24 protein-coding genes are annotated in these 20,818 nt (G+C 72.8%); 17 read left to right on the forward strand and 7 right to left on the reverse strand.

Annotated elements, in window-relative coordinates:
* The first annotated feature begins 55 nt into the window (after nt 1-55).
* Both ACLIN4_RS31450 and ACLIN4_RS31455 read left to right on the forward strand, forming a co-directional pair.
* A complete protein-coding gene (locus ACLIN4_RS31450) occupies nt 56-1,453 on the forward strand; it encodes an APC family permease (protein ID WP_107479843.1) in 1,398 nt (465 codons plus the stop codon).
* A 59-nt stretch (nt 1,454-1,512) separates the two neighbouring features.
* Nucleotides 1,513-1,962 (forward strand): DUF523 domain-containing protein, encoded by a 450-nt coding sequence (locus ACLIN4_RS31455; protein ID WP_107479842.1) that lies wholly within the window; start codon nt 1,513-1,515, stop codon nt 1,960-1,962.
* A gap of 59 nt (nt 1,963-2,021) precedes the next feature.
* Here the strand turns inward: ACLIN4_RS31455 and ACLIN4_RS31460 are convergent, their stop codons facing one another.
* Nucleotides 2,022-2,681 carry a fascin domain-containing protein gene (locus tag ACLIN4_RS31460; protein WP_290011949.1) on the reverse strand — a complete coding sequence of 220 codons (660 nt, stop codon included), beginning with the start codon at nt 2,679-2,681 and terminating at the stop codon, nt 2,022-2,024.
* Between the two features lie 456 nt (nt 2,682-3,137).
* Between ACLIN4_RS31460 and ACLIN4_RS31465 the strand changes: the two genes are divergently transcribed.
* Both ACLIN4_RS31465 and ACLIN4_RS31470 read left to right on the forward strand, forming a co-directional pair.
* On the forward strand, nt 3,138-3,704 hold the full coding sequence (locus tag ACLIN4_RS31465) for a DUF2269 domain-containing protein (protein WP_307651726.1): 567 nt from the start codon (nt 3,138-3,140) through the stop codon (nt 3,702-3,704).
* A gap of 201 nt (nt 3,705-3,905) precedes the next feature.
* Nucleotides 3,906-4,358, forward strand: coding sequence for a VOC family protein (locus ACLIN4_RS31470; protein ID WP_289909167.1), 453 nt, complete (start codon nt 3,906-3,908; stop codon nt 4,356-4,358).
* 34 nt (nt 4,359-4,392) lie between these two features.
* Here the strand turns inward: ACLIN4_RS31470 and ACLIN4_RS31475 are convergent, their stop codons facing one another.
* On the reverse strand, nt 4,393-5,193 hold the full coding sequence (locus ACLIN4_RS31475; RefSeq protein WP_107477516.1) for a thioesterase family protein: 801 nt from the start codon (nt 5,191-5,193) through the stop codon (nt 4,393-4,395).
* A 255-nt stretch (nt 5,194-5,448) separates the two neighbouring features.
* Here ACLIN4_RS31475 and ACLIN4_RS31480 point away from each other — a divergent pair, with 255 nt between their 5' ends.
* From ACLIN4_RS31480 to ACLIN4_RS31500, 5 genes are all read left to right on the forward strand, one after another.
* A complete protein-coding gene (locus ACLIN4_RS31480; protein WP_100049017.1) occupies nt 5,449-5,676 on the forward strand; it encodes a DUF2945 domain-containing protein in 228 nt (75 codons plus the stop codon).
* A gap of 6 nt (nt 5,677-5,682) precedes the next feature.
* Nucleotides 5,683-6,015 (forward strand): DUF3140 domain-containing protein, encoded by a 333-nt coding sequence (locus ACLIN4_RS31485; protein ID WP_107477514.1) that lies wholly within the window; start codon nt 5,683-5,685, stop codon nt 6,013-6,015.
* A gap of 19 nt (nt 6,016-6,034) precedes the next feature.
* Entirely contained in the window at nt 6,035-6,490 is a 456-nt protein-coding gene (locus ACLIN4_RS31490; RefSeq protein WP_107477513.1) for a hypothetical protein, read from the forward strand.
* Between the two features lie 50 nt (nt 6,491-6,540).
* The gene (locus tag ACLIN4_RS31495; protein WP_381913013.1) at nt 6,541-7,047 is read left to right on the forward strand and encodes a MarR family winged helix-turn-helix transcriptional regulator; all 507 of its coding nucleotides are present in this window, start codon (nt 6,541-6,543) and stop codon (nt 7,045-7,047) included.
* Nucleotides 7,048-7,198: 151 nt separating this feature from the next.
* A complete protein-coding gene (locus ACLIN4_RS31500) occupies nt 7,199-9,292 on the forward strand; it encodes an MMPL family transporter (protein WP_289909165.1) in 2,094 nt (697 codons plus the stop codon).
* 18 nt (nt 9,293-9,310) lie between these two features.
* Here the strand turns inward: ACLIN4_RS31500 and ACLIN4_RS31505 are convergent, their stop codons facing one another.
* Both ACLIN4_RS31505 and ACLIN4_RS31510 read right to left on the reverse strand, forming a co-directional pair.
* Complete coding sequence (locus tag ACLIN4_RS31505) at nt 9,311-9,739, reverse strand: TIGR03618 family F420-dependent PPOX class oxidoreductase (protein WP_107477510.1); 429 nt, start codon at nt 9,737-9,739, stop codon at nt 9,311-9,313.
* A gap of 122 nt (nt 9,740-9,861) precedes the next feature.
* Entirely contained in the window at nt 9,862-10,077 is a 216-nt protein-coding gene (locus ACLIN4_RS31510; protein ID WP_100049013.1) for a hypothetical protein, read from the reverse strand.
* 216 nt (nt 10,078-10,293) lie between these two features.
* On the opposite strand from ACLIN4_RS31510, the gene ACLIN4_RS31515 reads away from it, so the two are divergent.
* The 7 genes from ACLIN4_RS31515 (at nt 10,294) to ACLIN4_RS31545 (ending at nt 16,107) form a co-directional block, all read left to right on the forward strand.
* The gene (locus ACLIN4_RS31515) at nt 10,294-11,295 is read left to right on the forward strand and encodes a mechanosensitive ion channel family protein (protein WP_411576465.1); all 1,002 of its coding nucleotides are present in this window, start codon (nt 10,294-10,296) and stop codon (nt 11,293-11,295) included.
* Nucleotides 11,296-11,457: 162 nt separating this feature from the next.
* Entirely contained in the window at nt 11,458-12,093 is a 636-nt protein-coding gene (locus ACLIN4_RS31520) for a class I SAM-dependent methyltransferase (RefSeq protein ID WP_107477508.1), read from the forward strand.
* Nucleotides 12,094-12,258: 165 nt separating this feature from the next.
* Nucleotides 12,259-12,444, forward strand: a complete 186-nt coding sequence (locus ACLIN4_RS31525) for a hypothetical protein (protein ID WP_100049010.1) — start codon at nt 12,259-12,261, stop codon at nt 12,442-12,444.
* Between the two features lie 21 nt (nt 12,445-12,465).
* Nucleotides 12,466-13,173, forward strand: a complete 708-nt coding sequence (locus ACLIN4_RS31530; RefSeq protein ID WP_107477507.1) for a hypothetical protein — start codon at nt 12,466-12,468, stop codon at nt 13,171-13,173.
* Nucleotides 13,170-14,111, forward strand: a complete 942-nt coding sequence (locus tag ACLIN4_RS31535) for a DUF6895 family protein (RefSeq protein ID WP_107477506.1) — start codon at nt 13,170-13,172, stop codon at nt 14,109-14,111. Before ACLIN4_RS31530 ends, ACLIN4_RS31535 begins: the two co-directional genes overlap by 4 nt.
* The gene (locus tag ACLIN4_RS31540; RefSeq protein ID WP_107477505.1) at nt 14,108-15,028 is read left to right on the forward strand and encodes a DUF6895 family protein; all 921 of its coding nucleotides are present in this window, start codon (nt 14,108-14,110) and stop codon (nt 15,026-15,028) included. The genes ACLIN4_RS31535 and ACLIN4_RS31540 overlap by 4 nt, the downstream gene beginning before the upstream one ends.
* Nucleotides 15,025-16,107: a serine hydrolase domain-containing protein gene (locus ACLIN4_RS31545; RefSeq protein ID WP_411576466.1), complete on the forward strand. Its 1,083-nt coding sequence runs from the start codon at nt 15,025-15,027 to the stop codon at nt 16,105-16,107. The genes ACLIN4_RS31540 and ACLIN4_RS31545 overlap by 4 nt, the downstream gene beginning before the upstream one ends.
* Nucleotides 16,108-16,170: 63 nt before the next feature.
* Here the strand turns inward: ACLIN4_RS31545 and ACLIN4_RS31550 are convergent, their stop codons facing one another.
* A complete protein-coding gene (locus tag ACLIN4_RS31550) occupies nt 16,171-17,544 on the reverse strand; it encodes an alpha-lytic protease prodomain-containing protein (protein ID WP_411576467.1) in 1,374 nt (457 codons plus the stop codon).
* Nucleotides 17,545-17,734: 190 nt separating this feature from the next.
* Nucleotides 17,735-19,396 carry an alkaline phosphatase D family protein gene (locus ACLIN4_RS31555; protein WP_411576468.1) on the reverse strand — a complete coding sequence of 554 codons (1,662 nt, stop codon included), beginning with the start codon at nt 19,394-19,396 and terminating at the stop codon, nt 17,735-17,737.
* A 209-nt stretch (nt 19,397-19,605) separates the two neighbouring features.
* On the opposite strand from ACLIN4_RS31555, the gene ACLIN4_RS31560 reads away from it, so the two are divergent.
* Nucleotides 19,606-19,911 (forward strand): hypothetical protein, encoded by a 306-nt coding sequence (locus ACLIN4_RS31560; protein WP_107477501.1) that lies wholly within the window; start codon nt 19,606-19,608, stop codon nt 19,909-19,911.
* A 41-nt stretch (nt 19,912-19,952) separates the two neighbouring features.
* Here ACLIN4_RS31560 and ACLIN4_RS31565 read toward each other — a convergent pair whose 3' ends face one another.
* Nucleotides 19,953-20,753 carry a class I SAM-dependent methyltransferase gene (locus tag ACLIN4_RS31565; RefSeq protein ID WP_289909160.1) on the reverse strand — a complete coding sequence of 267 codons (801 nt, stop codon included), beginning with the start codon at nt 20,751-20,753 and terminating at the stop codon, nt 19,953-19,955.
* Between the last annotated feature and the right edge of the window lie 65 nt (nt 20,754-20,818).

Raw genomic sequence — 20,818 nt, forward strand, 5'->3', positions numbered from 1 at the left:
CTCACCGGGCAGGGGACAGGTTGTTCAACGCCGAACACCTCAGGAGGGAGCGTCCGTGGCCACAGGCGGAAGGGATGCCACTGCCGTGCCGGAGGGTGCCGACGACACCCCGTTGCACCGGGCCATCGGTCCCAAGCTGCTGATCCTCTTCGTGGTCGGCGACATCCTCGGTACCGGCATCTACGCCACCACCGGTCAGGTCGCGGGCAAGGTCGGCGGGGCGCTGTGGCTGCCGTTCGTCATCGGCTTCGTCGTGGCGATCCTGACGGCGGCCTCGTACGTCGAACTCGTCGGCAAGTACCCGAAGGCGGCCGGGGCCGCGCTTTACACCCAGAAGGCGTTCCAGGTCCCGTTCCTCACCTTCATCGTCGCCTTCATGGTCATGTGCTCGGGGCTGTCGTCGGCGAGCGCGGCGGCCCGCGCTTTCAGCGGCGACTACCTCGGCGAGTTCACGGACCTCTTCCCGCCCACCCTCGTCGCGATCCTCTTCATCCTCGCCCTCGCGGCGCTCAACCTGCGCGGCGTCTCCGAGTCGGTGAAGACGAACGTGGTCCTCACCGTGGTCGAACTGACCGGCCTGTTCGTCATCCTCGCCGTCGGCGCCTGGGCGGTCCTCACCGGCGAGGGCGAGCCCTCCCGGCTCGGCGAGTTCCAGGCGGGCGGCACCGGCTACGCGCTGATCACCAGCGTGCTGGGGGCCACGGCCCTCGGCTTCTTCGCCTTCGTCGGCTTCGAGGACTCCGTCAACATGGCCGAGGAGACCAAGGATCCGGTGCGCACCTTCCCGCGCGCCATCTTCACCGGCGTCGCCGTCACCGGGACCATCTACGTCCTGGTCGCGCTGGTCTCCTCGCTGCTCGTCGACTACCGCGTCCTGGAGGGCTCCAGCGGCCCGTTGCTGGAGGTCGTCAAGGCCGGCGGGCTGGACTTCCCGCCGAAGCTCTTCGCGCTGATCGCCCTGTTCGCGGTCACCAACTCGGCGCTGATCAACATCATGATGGCGTCCCGGCTCTGCTACGGCATGGCGAACGAACGCATCCTGCCCCGCGCCCTGGGCCGGGTCCTCCCGCGGCGCCGCACGCCCGTCGTCGGCATCGTCTTCGTCTCGCTCCTCGCCATCGGCCTGGTCTCCACCGGGGAGATCGCGGGCCTCGGCGACACCACGGCGTTCCTGCTCCTGTGCGTCTTCGCCGTCGTCAACATCGCCGTCCTGGTGCTCCGCCGCGACCGGGTCGAGCACAAGCACTTCCGCACGCCGACCGTCCTGCCGGTGCTGGGCGCGATCACCTCCCTGATCCTGGCCAGCCCCCTGTCCGACCGGCCCGCGGACGTCTACATCCGGGCCGGCGTGCTGCTGGCCATCGGCATCGCGCTGTGGGTGCTGAACAAGGCGGTGATGAAGGCACGCGGCGAGACTCACGCCCCGCGCGCACCACGAGCCCCACGTCCGTGACGCCGAGGCCGGACGGCGGGCGCACGGGGGCGGCCGAGGCGGGACCGTAGAGTGACAGCATGGAAGCGATCCTGGTCAGCGCGTGTCTGCGCGGGGTGCCCTGCCGGTTCGACGGTCGCCACAAGGCGTCGCCGGAGGTCGAGGAGGCGGTGGCCGGCCGTGCGGTCGTGTCCTTCTGCCCGGAGGTCGCGGGCGGGCTCGCCACGCCGCGGCGGCCCGCGGAACTGGTGGGCGGCGACGGACACGACGTCCTGGACGGCACCGCACGCGTCGTGGAGGACACGGGGAACGATGTGACGGAGCAGTTCGTCGCCGGCGCCCACCGCGCCCTCGAGGCGGCGCGGCGCGGCGGCTGTACCGAGGCCCTGCTGATGCCGCGCAGCCCGTCCTGCGGACGGGCCCGTGTGTACGACGGTTCGTTCACCGGGGAACTGGTGCCGGGGGACGGGGTGACGGCCGCGCTGCTCGAGCGGAACGGCATCACCGTACGGGCGGCACCCGCGGTCTGACGCCGGCCGGGCCGCCGGTGCCCCGTGGCGGGCACCCGCGGTCCGGCCGGTCCGCCTCATCAGGCGGCGAGCGGGTGCAGGACGAACTCCTCCCAGGAACCGGTGATGTCGGCGGAGCGGGCGCGCAGTGCGTACTGGAGCGTCCCGGTGTAGCTGTTCTCCATGGTCACGAAGAGGCCGTTCAGCGTGGACTGGAGCGCGTAGCGGTCCAGGCTCTCGTTGTAGTACAGGACGAACCGCTCCCAGCCGCCCACGCTCGTGGAACGGGCGCGCAGCACGTTCTGCGCGCTGCCCGTGTAGTTCTTCTCCACCGCCACGTAGCGGTTGTTCGCCAGGGACTTCAGGGCGTACGTCTGGGTGGTCTCGTCCCACTCGAAGGCGAAGCTCTCCCAGGAGCCGCCGAACTCGGCCGAACGGGCCCGCAGGACACCGGTGTTCGGGGCGGCGTAGTTCACCTCGGTGGCCGCGAACCGTCCGTTGGCGACCGACTCCACGGCCAGCAGCTCGGGCTCGGCGGCCGCGGCCGCGTCCTCCGCGGCGAGCGGCGCCCGCCGCGCGTCCGCCTCCTCGCCGATGCGCGCCAGTTCGGCGGCGTCCACCGCCTCCCAGCCGGCGGGCACGCCGGCCGGCCGGTCGGCCGACGGAGCCGCCGCGGCCACCGGAGCGGACAGGGCGGAGACCGCCAGCAGGGCGCTGAGGGACAGAACGACGGAGGTCATGCGTCTCACGGGAATTCCTCGGCTTTCTTCATATGGAATCAGGGCGGCGAGGAAAGGGCCCGCGCCGTGCGGACGGTAATCGCAAACCGTGCACGGCGACGTGATCCCCCCAATTCTCTGCCCCCCGACGACCGCGTCCGCGCCCCTCCCCGGGCGCATCGGCAGCGGCTGCGCCACCTCGGCGAAGCGGTCCCAGAATAATGATCTCCAGATGTTTTCCGTAGGGATCCGAAGCTTTTTCGTGCCGGGTCGAACGGAATCGCGCAGCATTATGCATTCCGCAATTCCTGGTTAATGCGGGAGACGCTTCCCCTTGTCCTCCCGGTCACCTCGCCGACCGGCACGGCACGGTCACCGGGGCGTACGCCGCCCACCGTGGCGTACGCCCGCGTCGGTACACGCGGTTACTCCCGTCGCGGGACGCCCGAGCGGCCCTCGCCCGGCAGCGTGGGTGGTGTGAAACTCAGCCGCCCCGCACGCCGGGCCTTCCTCGTCGTCCATGTCGTCGCCTCCGCCGGCTGGCTCGGGCTCTCGCTCGGGCTGCTGGCGCTCGGAGTCACCGCCGCCACCACCGCCTCCCCGGTGGCCGTGGAGGCCGGTGTCCGTGCCATGAAGCTCTTCGCCGACTGGCTCCTGCTCCCGATCGCCCTCCTCACCCTCGTCAGCGGTGTGGTGCTGGCCCTGGGGACCCCCTGGGGCCTGGCCCGGCACCGCTGGGTGTTCACGAAGTTCTGGCTCACGCCGGCGACGACGACCGCCACCGTCTTCGCACTGCGCCCCGGGGTGAACGCGGCGGTGGCCGAGGTCGCCGCGGGGGGACCGCTCCCCGACGCCGGCGACGTACTGTTCGGGCCGGTCGTCTCGCTGTCCGCCTACGTCTTCATGACGGTGATCTCGCTCCTCAAGCCATGGGGCCTCACCCGGCGTGGCCGCAGGCTGCGCGCGTCGGCCGGGCGCCCGTCGGCCGGATCCGCCCGCCGGGCCGGTGCCCGCGAGGTGCCGTCCCGCTCGGTTCAAGGGTGAAGGCGCCGCACTTCGGCACCGCGATCCACCGTCCGGATGTTCGGCGACGGGTCCGCGCCGCCGGAGCGGACGCCCACAGCGGGGCCGGAGGCCGGCGAGGTGCGCGGCCGGGGGCCCTCATGCCCTCTTGATCGTCTTTCGGGTCCGGCGGCCGGGGCCCACCATGGAGGAGACCCGTCACCGAGCGTGGGGATGCGAAGAATGCGCCGCGAAGACCTGCCGGCACCCGAATCGGGACTGCTGCTCACCCACTTCCTCACCGTGGCCGACGTGCCGCGCTCGCGAGCCTTCTACTCCGACGTGCTCGGCGGAGAGGTGGTGCTCGACGAGAACCCGTGCATCGTCAAGCTCGCCAACAGCTGGCTCATCATGAACCCGGGCGGCGGACCGACCCCGGACAAACCCGACGTCACGCTGGCGCCGCCCTCCGACTCGGGCAAGGCCACCGGCTTCCTCAACATCCGGGTCGCCGACATCGACCGCTGCTACCGCGAGTGGAGCGCGCTGGGCGCCGAGTTCCTCACGCCGCCGATCGACCGGAAGGCCGAGATCCGCTGCTACCTGCGTGACCCGGACGGCTACCTGATCGAGGTCGGCCAGGCCACCGGCATGCTGGAGGGCGTCTTCGCCGACCCGCCCGCGGGCCGGGGCTGAGACGACGTCCCGCGTCGACCCCGGCGCCCCTCGCTCACGGCTGCGGGCGGACGGTGAGCATCTGCTGGGCGTGACCCACGGGGCCGTCCAGGTCGTGCAGCACCGTGCTGGTGATGCCCTGGCCGGTGGGGCCGAAGACCACGGTGGTGTCCAGGCCCGTCCAGCGACCGCGCGGCGCGCGGTGCAGGTGCAGGGTCAGGTCGACGTTCGGGAACATCCATTCCGCGGGCGACTGCCGCACCGCGATCCCGTTGGCCGTGTCGACCAGCGCCACGTAGGACGCCAGCGGGCTCGCCGCCTCGCCGGCGACAAGGTCGAGGCCGGTGGAGACCCAGGCGGTGGTGCGGCCCGGCCGGGGCGGGGCGAGCGGGCGTACGTCCAGGGAGGCGATGTAGCCGCCGGGCCACTGGGCGGCCATGGGCCAGGGCGCGAGATCCCGCGGCGGGGTGAGCGGGTCCGCGGCACCCGCGGCGACCGCTTCCGTGTCCACGTCGGCGAGCAGCCAGGCCCTGGCCCGCGTCACCGAGCGGCCCGCGATGAACACGGTCGCCTCGACCAGCTCGATGGTGCGGCCGGGCCGGAGGGTCTCCACCCGTATCTCGCACTCGTCCAGCGCCGGGCGGCCGAGGATGTCGAAGCTGATCCGGCTCAGCGACATGGCCGCACCGGCACGTCCGGCCAGATGGCGGTCCAAGGCGTGGACGATCAGGCCACCGAGCGGGCTGAAGTGCTGCTCGTCCGCGCTCCACGCGCCGCCCGCGTGCGGGGTGGGCTTGTACCGGTGCTCGTCGATGCGCTCGTAGTAGCTGTCCGGGGTGGCTGTGCTGGTGTTCAACGGGCTGCTCCTGGAACGGCGGCGGCGACGGGCGGGGCGGTGGACGCGGCACCGGGGCCAGGATAGTTCGGCCGTGAACGACGGTTTCGGCGCCCCCGTGGGGGCCCGTGCCCGCCGGGCCGACCGGTGCACGACGGCCCGCGGACCCCCTCCGAGTGGTGTGACCCGCGCACGGGGCTCAGGCTGTTGGGGGCGGCCGTAGGTGAGGACGCCCTCCCTCCACCCCGAGCGATCCGCGAGCGAAGGAGCACCGAGATGGCGACGAAGCGCGACGACGGCGACGGCCTCCGCAAGGGCGACAAGGTCGCCTGGAGCACCCACGGCACCGAGACCGAGGGCGAGGTGGAGAAGAAGATCACCGAGCGGACCGAGGCCGCGGGCCGCACCGTCGACGCCTCCTCCGACGACCCGCAGTACCAGGTCCGCAGCGACAAGTCGGGCAAGTCCGCGGTGCACAAGCCGTCCGCGCTCAAGAAGAAGTGAGGCGCCGTGGACGCCGATGAGCGCGAGAAGACCTGGGACGAGTTCCGCGAACTGGTCAACATGACGGCGGCCGACCTGGAGAAGTGGCTGGCCTCCGACCGCTCCGAGGACGCCGGACAGCACAAGGACGGCGGCGAGTCCACCGGGCACGCCTCCGGACGCCGCATCGTGGACATCCTGCGGAAGAAGAAGGGCGACCTCTCGGACGACGACCACCGGCACATGCGCAAGGTCGTCGGCTACATCCGCCGCCACCTGGCCCAGCGCCCCTCGGGTGACATCGAGGACACCCGCTGGCGTTACTCGCTCATGAACTGGGGCCACGACCCGCTGGCCTGACCGGAAGGAGAACACCCGTATGGAAGACCCGCACCGGCGTCCCGAGGGCGTCAGCGACGGCACGGTGGCGGCCCTCGGCTCCCTGTCCAAGGCGCTGGAGACGACCGAGCGTGCCCGGGGCCACCTGTTCTCCTTCCACCAGCTCACCGGCACGGCCGACCTGGAACTGGACCGCGCGGTGCGGCTGTTGCGCGAGGCGGGCCACCCCGAGTGGGCGGAGCGGGTGGAGCGGGAGATCCTCGGACGCAACGTCATCCCCGGCCACTGGACGTTCCAGATCGTCGAGGCGTACGACCGGACGTACTACGAGGCGTTCAAGACCCTGGAACGCGAGGCCGTGGACCGGCTCGCCGAGGGCCGCGACCATTTGTACGAGGCGGAGATGAAGGAGGACCGCCGCACCCGCGGCCACCCGGACCACACCGCGCGCCCCGACAGCCCCGGCACCCGCCCGCCGAACGGCCCGTTCACCTGACGTCCCGGGCAGCCCCGCGGGGAGGGTGACGGCTTCTATACGCTGATCGCGTGGCGACAGCGAACCAGCGCGGACAGCACGCGCGCGAGCGGGGGACCGGCACCGGGTCCGAGGCGGGCGACCTCCAGGCCCTGGCCGTGCAGATGCGGCGGATGAACGGCGAGATCAACCGCCTCGTGCAGAGCTTCGCCGGCACCCACGGCCTGCACGCCACCGACGTCCAGGCGCTCGCGGCGATCCTGGACGCGCGGGAGCCCATGACGCCGGGACGGCTGCGCGAGCACCTGGGGCTCACCTCGGGCGCGGTGACGGCGTGCGTGGACCGGCTGGAGCGGGCGGGGCACGTGCGCCGGGTCCGGGAGAGCACCGACCGCAGGGTCGTCCATCTGCACTACGTGCCCGACGCCCGCGCCGCGGCCCGGACGTACTTCCGTCCGCTGGCCGACGCGGCGGCCGCCGCCCGCGCACGCTTCGACGACGAGGAACTGGCCCTCGTGCTGCGCTTCCTGGCGGCCATGAACGAGGAACTGGGCCTGGTGCGGTCGGACGACCGCTGATCGCCCGGCGCGTGGCGCATCCGGCGGACGGGTCCGGGCAGTAGTAGGCATGGCACGACACGGACTACGACCCCGAATTAGTTCAATCATTGAGATTGTTTATGATCGAGCCACTTTTCCGCGCCGCTGAGGACCTGGAGACCTGAAACCGATGGCCAACCCCTCCCGCCGGGCCCGCTGGCTCGTCCCCCTCGTCCTGCTCCTGGTCTGGCTCGGCATCGGCGGCACGCTCGGCCCGTACGCCGGGAAGCTCGGCGAGGTCGCCACCAACGACCAGGCCTCCTTCCTGCCCCGCAGCGCCGAGTCGACGCAGGTCATCGACGCGCAGAAGGCCTTCCAGCAGGACGAGACGCTTCCGGTGATCGTCGTGTGGACCGCGGACGGTGACGGTGCCGCCACCGCTCACCGGGAAGCGGCCACCCGCTCCGTCGCGGGTCTGGAGGGCGAGCCCGGCATCGTCGGCCCCGGCTCCCCGGCCGTGCCCTCGCGCGACGGCGAGGCACTCCAGGCCGTCGTCCAGGTCGACCCCGAGCTCGGCGACCGGCTGCCCGACGTCCTGGAGCACATCCAGGAGGCCGCCGGGAAGGTGCCGGGCACCCGGGCACAGCTCGCCGGACCGGCCGCCTCCCAGGCCGACCTCTCCGACGCGTTCTCGGGCATCGACGGGCTGCTGCTCGGTGTCGCACTGGTCACGGTGCTGGTGATCCTGCTGCTCGTCTACCGCAGCGTCCTGCTGCCGCTCGTGATCATCATCAGTGCCGTGTTCGCGCTGAGCCTGGCCTGCGCGGTCGTCTACGCGCTCGCCGACCGCGACGTCGTCCGCGTCGACGGGCAGGTCCAGGGCATCCTCTCCATCCTCGTCATCGGCGCCGCCACCGACTACGCGCTCCTGCTCACCGCCCGCTTCCGCGAGGAACTGCCCCGCCATCCGGACCGCTTCGGCGCCGCGCGCGCCGCGCTGCGCGCCTCCTGGGGAGCCGTCGTCGCCAGCGCGGCGACCGTCGCCCTGGGCCTGCTTGCGCTGCTGCTCAGCGACCTGACCAACAACCGCGCCCTCGGACCGGTCGGCGCCATCGGCATCGTCTGCGCGGTCCTGAGCACGCTCACCTTCCTGCCCGCCGTCCTGGTCCTGCTCGGCCGGGCCGCCTACTGGCCGGCCAAGCCCGTCCGCGCCGGGGACCCGGAGGCCGGCCACCGCCTGTGGCACCGCGTCGCCGAACGGGTGGACCGGGCCCCGCGCCGCATCTGGGCGATCTCCCTCGCCGCGCTGCTCGCCTGCGCAGCCTTCGCCCCCACCCTGACCTCCAAGGGCGTGCCGCTCGACGAGATCTTCGTGAACGACGCCCCCTCGGTCGCCGCCCAGCAGACCCTGGCGCGGCACTTCCCCGGTGGCTCAGGCAACCCGGCCGTGATCATCGCGGACGCCGACCGGCTCGACCCCGTCCTCGCGGCGGCCCGCGACACCCGCGGCGTGGCCTCCGCCGACGCGGTGACCGCTTCCGGCCGTCCCGGAGGCGGCGACCCGAAGGTGGTCGACGGGCGGGTGCGGATCGACGCGACGCTCCAGGCGCCGGCCGACAGCGACGCGGCCAAGAGCACGGTGGCCCGGCTCAGGTCGGCCGTCCACGACGTGCCCGGCGCGGACGCGCTCGTCGGCGGCTACACCGCCCAGCAGTACGACACCCAGCGCACCGCCGAGCACGACCGCGCGCTCATCGTCCCCGTCGTCCTCGCCATCATCCTGGTCATCCTCGTCGCCCTGCTGCGCTCGCTGCTGATGCCGCTGCTGCTCGTGGCGACGGTGGCCCTCAACTTCGTGGCCACCCTGGGCGTCTCGGCGCTCGTCTTCACCCACGTGTTCGGCTTCAGCGGTACCGACGCCTCCGTCCCGCTGTACGGGTTCGTGTTCCTCGTCGCCCTCGGCGTGGACTACAACATCTTCCTCATGTCCCGGGTGCGGCAGGAGTCGCTGGAGCACGGCGTACGGGAGGGGATCCTGAGGGGGCTGACCGCCACCGGGGGCGTCATCACCTCGGCCGGTGTCGTGCTCGCCGCGACCTTCGCCGCCCTCGGGGTGATCCCGCTGGCCTTCCTGGTGCAGATCGCCTTCATCGTGGCCTTCGGGGTGCTTCTGGACACGCTCGTGGTGCGCTCGCTGCTGGTTCCGGCGCTCGCCCGCGACATCGGCGCCGTCGCGTGGTGGCCCGGCAGGCTCGGCCACCGCACACCGGCCCGGGGCGAGTGACGGAACCGCCGGGGGCCCTCAGGCCTCCGGCATCCTCGCGAGAGGGCGCACCGTGCCCAGGAAGCGTCGTACGGCGATCTCGATGACGACCCGCTCCGGGTTCGCCCGGGGCCGCCGGTAGCGGGCCGCGTAGCGGGTCTCGGCGTCGCGGACCGCCTCGGCGTCGTGGCGCACGGTCGCCACGCCCTCCAGCGTGGACCAGCGCCTGCCGTCCACCTGGCCGACGGCGACGACGGGGGAGGAGCCCGCCCGCTCGACGTTGCGCACCTTCGCGGTGCCACGGCTCGTGATGATCCGTGCCGTGCGGGTGGCGTGGTCGTACGTCACCCCGACCGGGACCAGGTGCGGGGTGCCGTCGGCGCGCGGCGTGGACAGGAAGCACACCCGGCGTTCCTGCCAGAAGGCCACGAACTCGGCGTCACCGTCGGGCTGTTCGTCCATGTCCATCGACTCTCCCGGCCCGAGCCGCGGGGCGCCGTCCCCCCGCTCCGGTCACCTCGGGCACTCCCACACCCTACGACGCGCCCGAGCTGGGCCTTCCCCGCCCTCGGCCGCGCCTCGGCCCGGCGTCAGGCGGCGTGCCGGCCCGGTGAACGGTCCTTCTCGGCCGGCTTCGGTCGCCGGGCCGGCGAGGCCGTGTCCCGGCCGCCCCGAATCAGCCGCAGATGCCGGCGCCGGGCGTGCCGGGGCGGCTCCGGATCGCCGAAGAGCCGGTCCTCCAGGTACGTCATGGTGAACAACAGCAGCCCCAGTCCGGGCAGCAGCAGGACGGCAACGGTAACCACGCCGCAAGTCCCCCTCCGCTGTGGATGATGCCCTTCCGGGTGCCCGGACCGGCGACGGTGATGGGCGGCCGACGGGTGAAGATGACGCGACCGTCGGGCATAAGGGGCAAGCGGGAGAAAGGGGGATGAGTGTGCCGGGCGTCATGTTCGAGACGTCCGTGGGTAGGCGGGCCCGACGGCGAAGCCGCAACCCCCGAGAACGGAGCACTCGAGCCGATGTCGCACACCGCACCACCCACCGGCCCGGACACGGGCGCGCAGTCGGCGGCCACTTGGCCGGACTGGATCGGCGACCACACCGCGGCACTGATCGGGATCCCGCTGCGCATCGCGCTCATCGTCGTGGTCCTGCTGGTGCTGCGCGCGGTGGCCAAACGGGCCATCACCCGGGTCGTCCAGCGCGTGCTGGAACCGTCGGCCGGCGAGACCGAGAGCAGCCGGCCCCGGCGTTCCGGCCGTGGGGCCGCCGTACTGCACCGCGACCGCTCCCGGGCGCGGCAGCGGCGCGAACAGCGCGCCCGCACCATCGGCTCGGTACTCAGCAGCGCCGTGACCATCGTCCTGTTCATGATCGGCGTGGCCATGGTGCTCGACCAGGTGGGCATTGCGCTCGGCCCGCTGCTGGCCAGTGCCGGAGTGGTGGGCCTGGCGATCGGCTTCGGCGCCCAGAGCCTGGTCGCCGACTACCTCTCCGGCCTGCTCATCATGGTCGAGGACCAGTACGGCGTCGGCGACTCGGTCGACCTCGGGGAGGCCGTCGGCGAGGTGGAGCACGTCGGTCTGCGGCTGACGCACGTCCGCGACCTCAACGGCGGACTCTGGCACATCCGCAACGGCGAGATCCTGCGGGTCCGCAACGACAGCCAGGAGTGGGCACGCGCCGTCCTCGACGTCGCCGTGGCCTACGACGCCGACCTCGACACGGTCCACCGCGTCCTGGAGGACACCGGCCGCGCCCTGCGCCAGGACCCGGACTTCGCGGACGTACTGCTCGAGGACCCGGCGGTGTGGGGCGTGCAGTCCCTGGACGCCGACGGGGTCGTCGTGCGGCTCGCGGTCAAGACCGTGCCGCTCCAGCAGTGGGGCGTCACCCGCGAGCTGCGCCGCCGCGTGAAGGAGGCCCTGGACGAGGCGGGCATCGACATTCCCTTCCCGCAGCGGACGGTCTGGGTACGCACGGACGCCGGGGAGCCCGGGGTCGACGCCATGGCGCGCTGACGCCGGGCACCGGACCGCCCGACGTCCGGCGCACCGGGCGGCGTGTTGCCGGAACGGCAAACTTCTTTGTCGTTCCGGCTCTCGCGGGGGCAGCCTGCACGTACGGCGCGCGACCGTCGTGCGCCCGGCCGAGCAGACGGCCCGTCCGCCCCAGGAGGCATCATGACCGACACCCCCGCGACGGCTCCCGCGGCGGAGTTCTGGGAAGCCCGGTACCGCGACACCGACCGCGTCTGGAGCGGCCGCCCCAACGATCTGCTGGTCCGTGAGGCGAGCGACCTCGCTCCGGGTACGGCGTTGGACCTGGGCTGCGGCGAGGGGGCGGACGCCGTGTGGCTGGCCTCGCGCGGCTGGCGGGTCACCGGCGTGGACATCTCCGGCACCGCACTCGAACGCGCCGCCGGACACGCCGCGGACGCCGGGGTCGGCGACCGTGTCGTCTGGGAACGCCACGAGCTGGGCCGGTCGTTCCCCGAGGGTTCCTTCGACCTGGTGAGCGCACAGTTCCTGCAGTCCCCGGTCGAACTCGACCAGCGGGCGGTGCTGCGCGACGCCGCGCGGGCCGTGGCGGACGGCGGCACCCTGCTGCTCGTCCTGCACGCCGGCTGGCCCTCCTGGCAGACGGAGCCGCCGTTCGACGCCGTCTTCCCCACCCTGGACGGGGTCCTCGCCGAGCTCGCCCTGCCGGACGGCGAGTGGATGATCGAGACCAAGGAGACCGTCCGCCGGCCGAGCGTCTCGCCCGAGGGTGTGGAGGGCTTCCGCGAGGACCACGTGTGGCGCCTGCGCCGGGTGTGAGCCCGCCCGCGCCCGCCCCTAGGCGCTGGAGCGGCGAACGTCACCACAGATGTCCGATTTGTTGAAAAAGTTACCTCCTGTGAATTTTGAGAAGAGAGGCATGTTTTGTGGCTCGCCGGACACCTGTGGTGTGAAGGCCATTGGCTACCAGAGGGAGATGGTGAAATGCCTTCCAAGGACAAGGTGCTCGAGGAAGTCCGCACCGAGAACATCGACATCGAAGCAGTACTCGACCCCGTCGAGCCCGACGGAGTCTTCCGGGACAGCCGCGAGTGCGCCGCGCTCGCCCTGCAGTCCGGAGCCACCAAGCTGCTGCTTTCCCCGCCGACCCCGCGCCCCAAGAAGGGTTGACGGACCGACGGGAGCAGTGAGATGGAGCAGTCGAGCACGTCAGCCCTTCTTCAGGGAACGGTGCTGGACCTCGCTTCCGACGTGGTCTCCGCTCTTCGGAGCGGAGACCACGTGCGAGCGGGGGGCACCCTTGCGGGAGTGAGCGCGGGCGATGGCGTCGCGCGTGCGGCGGTACGCGTCCTGGGCGCCGACCTGCTGCTGCCCGCCACCCTGCTGAGACTTGAGCCCGCCCCCGATCAACTCGCCGTGTTCCAGGACGCCGTGGCGGCCCACCCGCCGCGCGACGACGCGGCCCCCACCGTCGTATGGAGCCATTGGGCGATGACCCGGGCCCTGCGCCGGCTGGGACGACCCCCGACCGGCCCGCTCGCCGACGACGCGGGCACGGAACCCGACGCCCGCTGGCTCGACGACGCCGGCTGGCAGTACCTGACCCACCAGCTCGCCGTCCTCGCCCCGCTCGCGCTGCCCGGCGAGGAATGCGCGGTGATGCGCGCCGCCCGGCGCCGGCCGGTGGACGTCGCCCGCGGCTTCGTACGGGCGGTACGCCGCCGTGACTGGCAGCAGGCGGCCGGAGCCGGACGCTGGCTCACCCTCCTGGAGGGGGTGCCCGCCACCCTCGGTCTCGAAGCCGGCCTGGACTTCGTGCGGCTCATGGGCGGCAGCGACCCCCGGGTGGCACTCCAGCTGGAGGCGGCCCGCCTGATGCCGGCCGGGGTGCTCCTGTGAGCGCCCGGCTGGTCGAGGAGGCCGCCCTGGACTGGGTGTGCGCCCATCGTGACCGCTTCGCACTCGGCGAGGACGCGCTGGCGGCTGACGGCCAGGTCAATCACACCTGGAAGCCACTGGGCGAACTGGCCCAGGTGTGCGCGTCCGTCTCCGTCGGCACCCCGCGGTCCGACCCGCTGCACGCCCGGGTGACCGAACTGCTGGACTTCGCCTGGCAGCAGACGCACAAGGGCGAGATGTTCCCGCTCATGCAGTCGCTGGAACCCTTCGCCACCTACCCGCTGGAGGTGTACGCGGCCTTCGCCTCGGCCGGCTACCGTCACCCCGGCTACGAGGCGTCCGCCGCCGTGGTGGCCCGCACCCGCGGCTGGCGGCTCACCGAGCAGTACCCCACCCGGCGGCTCGGCGTCATCGAGGCCGAGCGGCGCAGCGGCCTGCGCCCGCACGGCAAGGTGCCGCAGGCGCTGGACCGCACCTGGCTGGGCGGCCTGCCCGAGCCGTGGACCTTCGAACGCGCGGCCGGATACGCGTTGACCCACGTCGTCTTCCACCTCACCGAGTGGGGGCGCACGCCCCAGGGCGTGCCACCGGACCTGGCGGACTACCTGCGGCACTGGCTGCCGCCCTGGCTGGACACCTGCCTCGAGGCCCGCATGTGGGACCTGAGCTGCGAGCTCCTGGCGGTGGCGGCGAGCCTGCCGAGCCCGCCCGAGCCTGCCGTCCTGGAGGACGCCTGGCAGCGCGTCGCGGCGGCACAGCACGCCTGCGGCGCGATCCCCGAGGAGGGCTCCGCCCAGGACGCCGCCCCACCGGGGCAGGACGACCCCTACGCCTTCACCGACTGCTACCACTCCACCCTGATGGCCGTGTTCGCCGCGGCCCTCACCACGGCACGGCCGAGAGAAGCCGAGCACGCCGGACAAGGAGTGCCCGGATGACGGACACCCGACTGATCCACCGCGTCGGAGTCGACGCCCTGGAATGGCTCTGGGCCCACCGCGACGGCTTCCGACTGGAGCCCGACGTGGACCCCGAGATCGGCTTCCTGGAGCGCTTCAAGCCGATCGGTGAACTCGCCCTGATCTGCAAGGTGCTCTTCCGGGAGGACGTCGCCGGCTCCCGGCAGGCACGACTGGCCCGCCAACTGCTCGACCACGTCTGGCGGGACACCCTGGACGGCGGCCGCATGCTGGTGCGCGGGCAGCGCATCGAACCGTTCTCACCCGTGCCCTTCGAGGTGTACCTGCCCTTCAAGGAGCTGGGCTACAGCCAGCCCGAGATCGAGCGGGCGACCGTGCTCAACCACCGGCTGGACAGCTGGGTACGCTTCCCGCTGGACGCCACCCGGCGCCTGGGCCTGTCCGCCTTCCAGCGCCGCTTCGGCCTGCCCGCCCGGCCGCCCGAGGCGGACCTGGTGGGCAACACCTGGCTGGCCGGCACCCCCGAACCGTGGACGGTCGAGGGCCACACCGCCTACGACATCACCCACACCGTCTTCCACCTCACCGACTGGGGCGAGCGGCCCGACGGACTGCCGGACCCGATCGCCGACTACCTCGCCACCTGGCTCCCGGTGTGGATCGACGACTGGCTGGACCTGGAGCGCTGGGACCTGCTCGGCGAACTCCTCGTCGTGGACGCCTGCCTGCCCCGGCCCACCCTCGACGAACCCGCGTGGCAGGCTTTCGCCGCAGCGCAGCAGCCCGACGGCGCCATGCCCGCCGTACGGACGATGCCCGAGGGCGACCCCGACACGGTGTTCGACATGATCTACCACCCGACGCTGGTCGCCGCCTTCGCCTCCGCGCTGGCCACCTCCCGCGCCCTCAGCGAGCTGGCGCACACCGCGTCATGACGGTCCGTCCCGCGCCCTGGCCGGGCGATCCCGAAGACGAACCCCTCGCGCCGCCCCCCGTGCCGGGGCCGGACGACGAGGCGGCCCTGCGGGACCGGCTCGCCGAGGCCGTCGACGCCTCAGACGCACCCGACGCCGTCTTCGCCGTCTCCCGGTACGGCCGGCGCACCCTGCACAGCGGCGGCACCGCTCCGCCGCCCGCCGTCCCCCGGGAAGACCTCCGCTACGAGATCGGATCGGCCTCCAAGACCCTCACCGGACTGCTGCTGACCGTGCTGATCCGGCGCGGCGTGCTCACCGGCGCCGAACCCGCCGCCGGCTGCCTGGACCCGGGCCGCCCGGCCGACCCGCACCCCGTGACCCTCGCCCACCTCATCACCCACACCGCGGGACTCCCGGCCCTGCCCGCCGACTTCGTCCCCCGCGCCCTGCCCGCCTGGCGCACCAACCCCTACGCCCGCTACCCGGCCGAGCGAGTGACCGCCGCCTTCCTGCGCCACGGGTCCAGGCACCGCCCCGGGACCCGCTGGCACTACTCCAACTACGGCGTCTCCGTCCTCGGACACGCCGTCGCCGCCGCCACCGGCACGGCCTGGGAGGACCTGATCACCGGGCAGGTCCTGCGCCCCCTCGGCCTGAGCGGCACCGCCCTGCGCGCGGAGGACGGGAAGACCGACGCCACCGGCCACCGCAAGGACGGCCGGACCCCGGTCCCGCCCTTCGACGCGGGCGGCTTCCAGGCGGCCGGCGCCGTCCGCTCCACCCCGCACGACCTGCTCACGTTCCTCGAAGCGCACCTCGACCCCGCCCGCTCACCGGCCGCCGCCGCGCTGCGGTCGGTGCGCGTGCCGGTGCTCCGCCGCGGGCTGGGACACCGGCACGTGCACACCGTGACGTGGTTCCGGCACCCCACCGACGGCGGGCCGATGTACTTCCACAGCGGTGCCACCATCGGCCAGCAGGCGTTCCTCGGCTTCCGGCCCGACACCGGCACGGCCCTGGCCGCGGTCTGCACCCGGCGGTTCCGCGCCCGGGACCCGTTCGTCGCCACCGCCTACGCGCTCCTGGCCGAGCAATGACGAAGGCGCGGCGCCGCATCCCGCACGGCCCCGCGCCGACGCCTCACGACGGCTCACCGTCGGTCAGACACGCTGCCACAGGGCCGGCGTGACCTCGGGCGACCAGACACCCTGCGCCTGGTGGTTCTGCAGGCACCGGTAGCGCAGCCCCGCGTGGGACACCGTGGCCCCGACCTCGTAGACCCGGCCCGCGGCCCACGCGTCCGCCGCCGCGTTGTCCTGCGGCGCGGGCGTGCCGGCCGCGGCGGAGGTGGTCTTCAGAGTGAGGCCGAAGTCGCTGAGCAGCGGATTGATCGGCTGGTAGAAGGTGGTCCCGCCGTTCGTGCAGTCACCGGAGCCGCCGGACGTCGTGCCCTGCGCCTGGGTCCCCGCGACGAAGGGGCCGCCGGAGTCGCCGGGTTCGGCGCACACCGTGGTCTCGGTCAGCCCGTCGACGGTGCCCTCCGGGTAGCTGACACTCGTGTCGTGCTGCTGGACCGTGCCGCAGTGCCATCCCGTGGTGGAGCCGGAGCGGCAGACGGACGCGCCCACGAGCGCCTCCACCGAGCCGGCGACCTGCACCTTCCGGCCGCCCTCGCCGTAGACGTCCGGGGTGGCGGTCCAGTCGGCGTTGACGCCGACCCAGGCCATGTCCTTGCCGGGGAAGGTGGACGCCTGGAAGGTGCCCTGCTCGGTCTCGTCGGACCCAGTGGTCGTCGCGCCGGGTTCGCCGCAGTGGCCGGCCGTGGCGAAGCCCTGCTGCTGGTCCTTGGTGACGGAGAAGCCGATGGAACAGCGGGCCTGACCGTTGATGTAGTAGGCGTCGCCGCCGACGAGGTCCTTCAGGACCCGCGGACGCTCGGCGGAGATCCGGACGCCGACGTCCCGGCCCTCCAGCCCGGCCCTCTCGACGAGGTCCGCCGCGGCCGACCCGCTGGTGGCCTGGACCATGACCCGGTTGGTCCTGACGTCGACGTACCAGACGGGCGTCTCGCGCATCTCGGTGCGGACGGCGGCCGCGTCCAGCTTCTCCTTGACCGAGCGGAGCTCCGCCAGCCCCTTCTCGACTACCGCCGCCTCGGCGCCCTGGGCCTCGATGGCGGCCGTGTCCGCGGCGTCGGTGGTGGCGACGGTCAGTCGGGCGGAGGTCGCGCCGCTCACCCAGGCCCCGGCGAAGCGGTCGCCCAGCGTGTTGCGCAGCATGCCCGCGCGGGTGCCGGCCTCCGCCTCGTTGACCAGCCTGGCCGACGCCTGGTCCGGCGTCAGCTTCAGGTCCCGTTGCAGGGCGCGCAGCACCTGCGCCGGGGGCTTCTCCGCGCCGGGCGTCCGGGCGGCGGAGACCGGTCCCGGAGCGGGCGGCGGGGCGGCCGACGCGGCGGCGGGGAGTGCGGTCAGGACCAGGGCGCCGAGCGCCGTGAGGGCGGCGCGGCGGCTGCGCGCGGCATGTCTGCCGACCATGCGATGTGCCTCCTTCGAGGGCTGTGCGAGACAGCGGGTGTCGGTGGGTGACCGTGGGTCACGGTGCGTGCGGCGAAGTCACAGTCCTTGCCGGAACGCTCCGCGGCCATGTGCGGACCGGGCGTCTTTCGCGCGATGGGGGACGCGGTGGGTGCCAAGTGCAGTACGCGGGGAGCGGGACGGGCCGGTCTCAGGCGGGGGTCAGTCCCGGGTTGCCCGCCTCGGTGACGAAGGACGCGGCCGTGGTGACGGGGGCGCCGGGCGTGGTGACGGCGGAGACCGTCCTGAAGTCCAGGCGCGCCGCCTCGCGGTCGAGTCCGACGCGGACGTATCCGCGCTTGCCGTTGTAGAACTTCATGTGCGGGTTGGCCCGCATGTACAGGTCCCAGTTGGCGGGCTGCTCCACGCCGTCCCGGCCGCTGGCCACCGAGGTGCAGGTGACCTCGGTGCCGACGGTGGCGGACTCAGGGTCGTCGAAGTCCTCCTTGACGTCGAGGGCGTAGCCCACGTGCACGTCACCGGTGAGGATCAGCCAGTTCTCCACCCCGGTGGCCTGCGCCCCGGCGACCACCCGGGCGCGCGAGGCGCGGTAACCGTCCCAGGCGTCCATCGAGAGCGGGGCGTCGGCGGTCACGTCGAACTTGCGCTGCGAGAAGCACACCTGCTGGGGCATCACGTTCCACAGCGCGGTCGAACTCAGCCAGCCGTCGAGCAGCCACTGCTCCTGTGCGGCGCCGGTCATGGTGCGCGCCGGGTCGTCCGACTCGGGCCCGGGCGGGTGCGGCCGGTCGTCGTAGGCCTGGTCGGAGCGGTACTGCCGGGTGTCGAGGATGTCGAACTGGGCGAGCGTGCCCCAGTGCAGCCTGCGGTACAGCCGGGCGTCCGGTCCCTGGGGCAACTGGGCGGCGCGCAGTGGCTGGTTCTCCCAGTACGCGCGGTAGGCGGCCGCCCGCCGCAGCAGGAACTCCTCCGGCGGGACGGCGTTCTCCGGGATGTCGTCGGCGTAGTTGTTCTCGGTCTCGTGGTCGTCCCAGGCGACCACGAAGGGGTGCGCGGCGTGGGCCGCCTTGAGGTCCTCGTCGCTCTTGTACAGCGAGTAGCGCAGCCGGTAGTCCGCGAGGGTCATGGTCTCGCGGTTGAAGACGTCGGGCAGCACGATGTCCGTGTAGCGGCGCTCGCCGCCCGCCGAGTTCACCGCGTACTCGTAGAGGTAGTCGCCGAGGTGGAAGACCACGTCGACGTCGTCCTGGGCCAGGTGGCGCAGCACGGTGTAGTAGCCGTCCTGGTAGGCCTGGCAGGCGACGGCGCCCAGTTTCAGCGAGGCCGTCTCGTCGTCGGCGGGCGGCGCGGTGCGGGTGCGGCCCGTGGGGCTGATCCAGGCGCCGGTCCGGAAGCGGTAGTAGTACACCGTGCCCGGTGTCAGGCCCTTCACGTCGACGTGCACGCTGTGGTTGTACTCGGCGTGGGCGTCGGCGGTGCCCCGGAACAGGACGGCCGCGAAGTACTCGTCGACGGCCACCTCCCACTCGACCGTGACGCGTTCCGTGCCCATCCCGCCGTCCTCCAGGAACGGCTCGGGCGCGAGCCGCGTCCACAGCAGCACCGAGTCCGGCAGCGGATCGCCGGAGGCGACGCCGAGGGTGAACGGGTCCTTGGTGATCCGGGCGGTGCGCTCGGGTGCGGCCACCGCGCCGCGGGCCGGGATGTTGGTGGAGAAGGCGAGTGCCGCGGCGGCCGCGGTGACGGTGAGGAAACGCCGGCGGGCAAGGTGCCGTGCGGCGGCGCCCATCACGGCGTCGTGCGGGGAGAAGGCGTGCTCGGCCAGTCGGCGGTGACGGCCCGTGGGCGCCATCTGGTGTCCTCTCGTACGGGGCGGGCGTCCTGCCCGGGATGCGCGGACCCCGCATGCTAAGCAGACAAAACGCCCGAAACCGGCAGGGCTTGCGGAGTGATCACACAGGAGGACGTACGCGCGTGTGGACGCCCGGCCCCCTGGGCACTCGGGACGGGCGGCGAGGGGGCGACTGGGGTGTACGGAGAGGAAGGCGGTGGGCGGAGCCGATGGCCAGGACCAAGCGCTACGGGGTGGCGGCCTCCGGTCGCTGGTGGGACGAGGAGGACAACCGCCGGCTGCCGGCCGGTGAGGTGCACGCGTGGGAGCGGGGCATGAACGAGACCGTGTGCGGCCTGTCCCTGCACCGCTCGCAGCTCTTGAGGTTCCCGGGCGTCGACTGGACCGACGTCCTTCCGGAGTCCGGCGGCGCGGCCGACGCCGTCCGCCGGGTCTGCCCGCGCTGCGCGGCGGCGGCCGGCCGCGGGCGAGCGGGTGACCGGCCGCGGCGGCGGCACATCGACCCGAGGCCCTAGACGGCGTCCTCATGGCACCGCCCAGGGTCTCGGGCTCGGGGTCACGACGTCAGCGGTGAGCGGCTGACGCGGATCTTGGACTGTCCGTGCGGCCGCTTCTCCCAGTCCTCCATGAACCGTGCGTGCAGATTGTGCTGGGCGGCCAGCGTGAGCAGCGTGTCGGTGCGGTAGTAGAAGTCCTCGCGGAGCACCTGGTGCTCCGTGCCCTCGGTGCGGTCGAAGGTGAAGTCGAAGAATCCGGTGTCGGTCAGGACGCGGCCGACGTGCGCGAGGCATTCGTCGATGACGCTCAGCGGCGAGTGAGAGAAGACGCTGTGCGCGTGGACGACGTCGAAGTGGCCGTCGGGCAGGAAGTCCAGCCTGAGGTCCCCGGTGAGGGTCAGGTGGGGCAGCTTGGCCTGGAGACCGTGCTCGGTCAGTGTCCTCTTCGCGGCGATCAGTATGTCCGGCGAGATGTCGATGCCGTAGTAGTGGCCGGTGTCGAGGTGGTCGATGAAGTGCCGTCCGCCGCGCAGGTTGCCGCAGCCGATGTCGAGCATGCGGTGCTCCGGGCGCAGCCCGTGCTCGATCAGGTAGTCGAACTGCATCTGTCCGAGCGCCAGCCAGCGGTCGTGCGTCCGGCTGCCGACCGCCGCCTCGGGGCTCCGGCGGGCGTCGGAGCTCATCACCGCCCGGTAGTAGCCGACGTGGTCCGGGTGCCTGAGCCGCAGCCAGGTGTCGCGGCCGGCGCGGCGGACGTAGGGGCCGACGCGATCGGGGTGGCGCAGCGCGTACCCGACCTTGTGGGCGAGCGCGGCACGGTTGCTGCGCAGCTTCTTCGGGGACTTGGCGTCCTCGGGCATGACGGATCGGCCTCCCTTGAGGGGCTGGGGGCGGACAGGAGGGTGCCGGACAGGGTGTCAGGTCC

It is taken from the genome of Streptomyces mutabilis, from assembly GCF_046628145.1.
Classification (GTDB): domain Bacteria; phylum Actinomycetota; class Actinomycetes; order Streptomycetales; family Streptomycetaceae; genus Streptomyces; species Streptomyces mutabilis.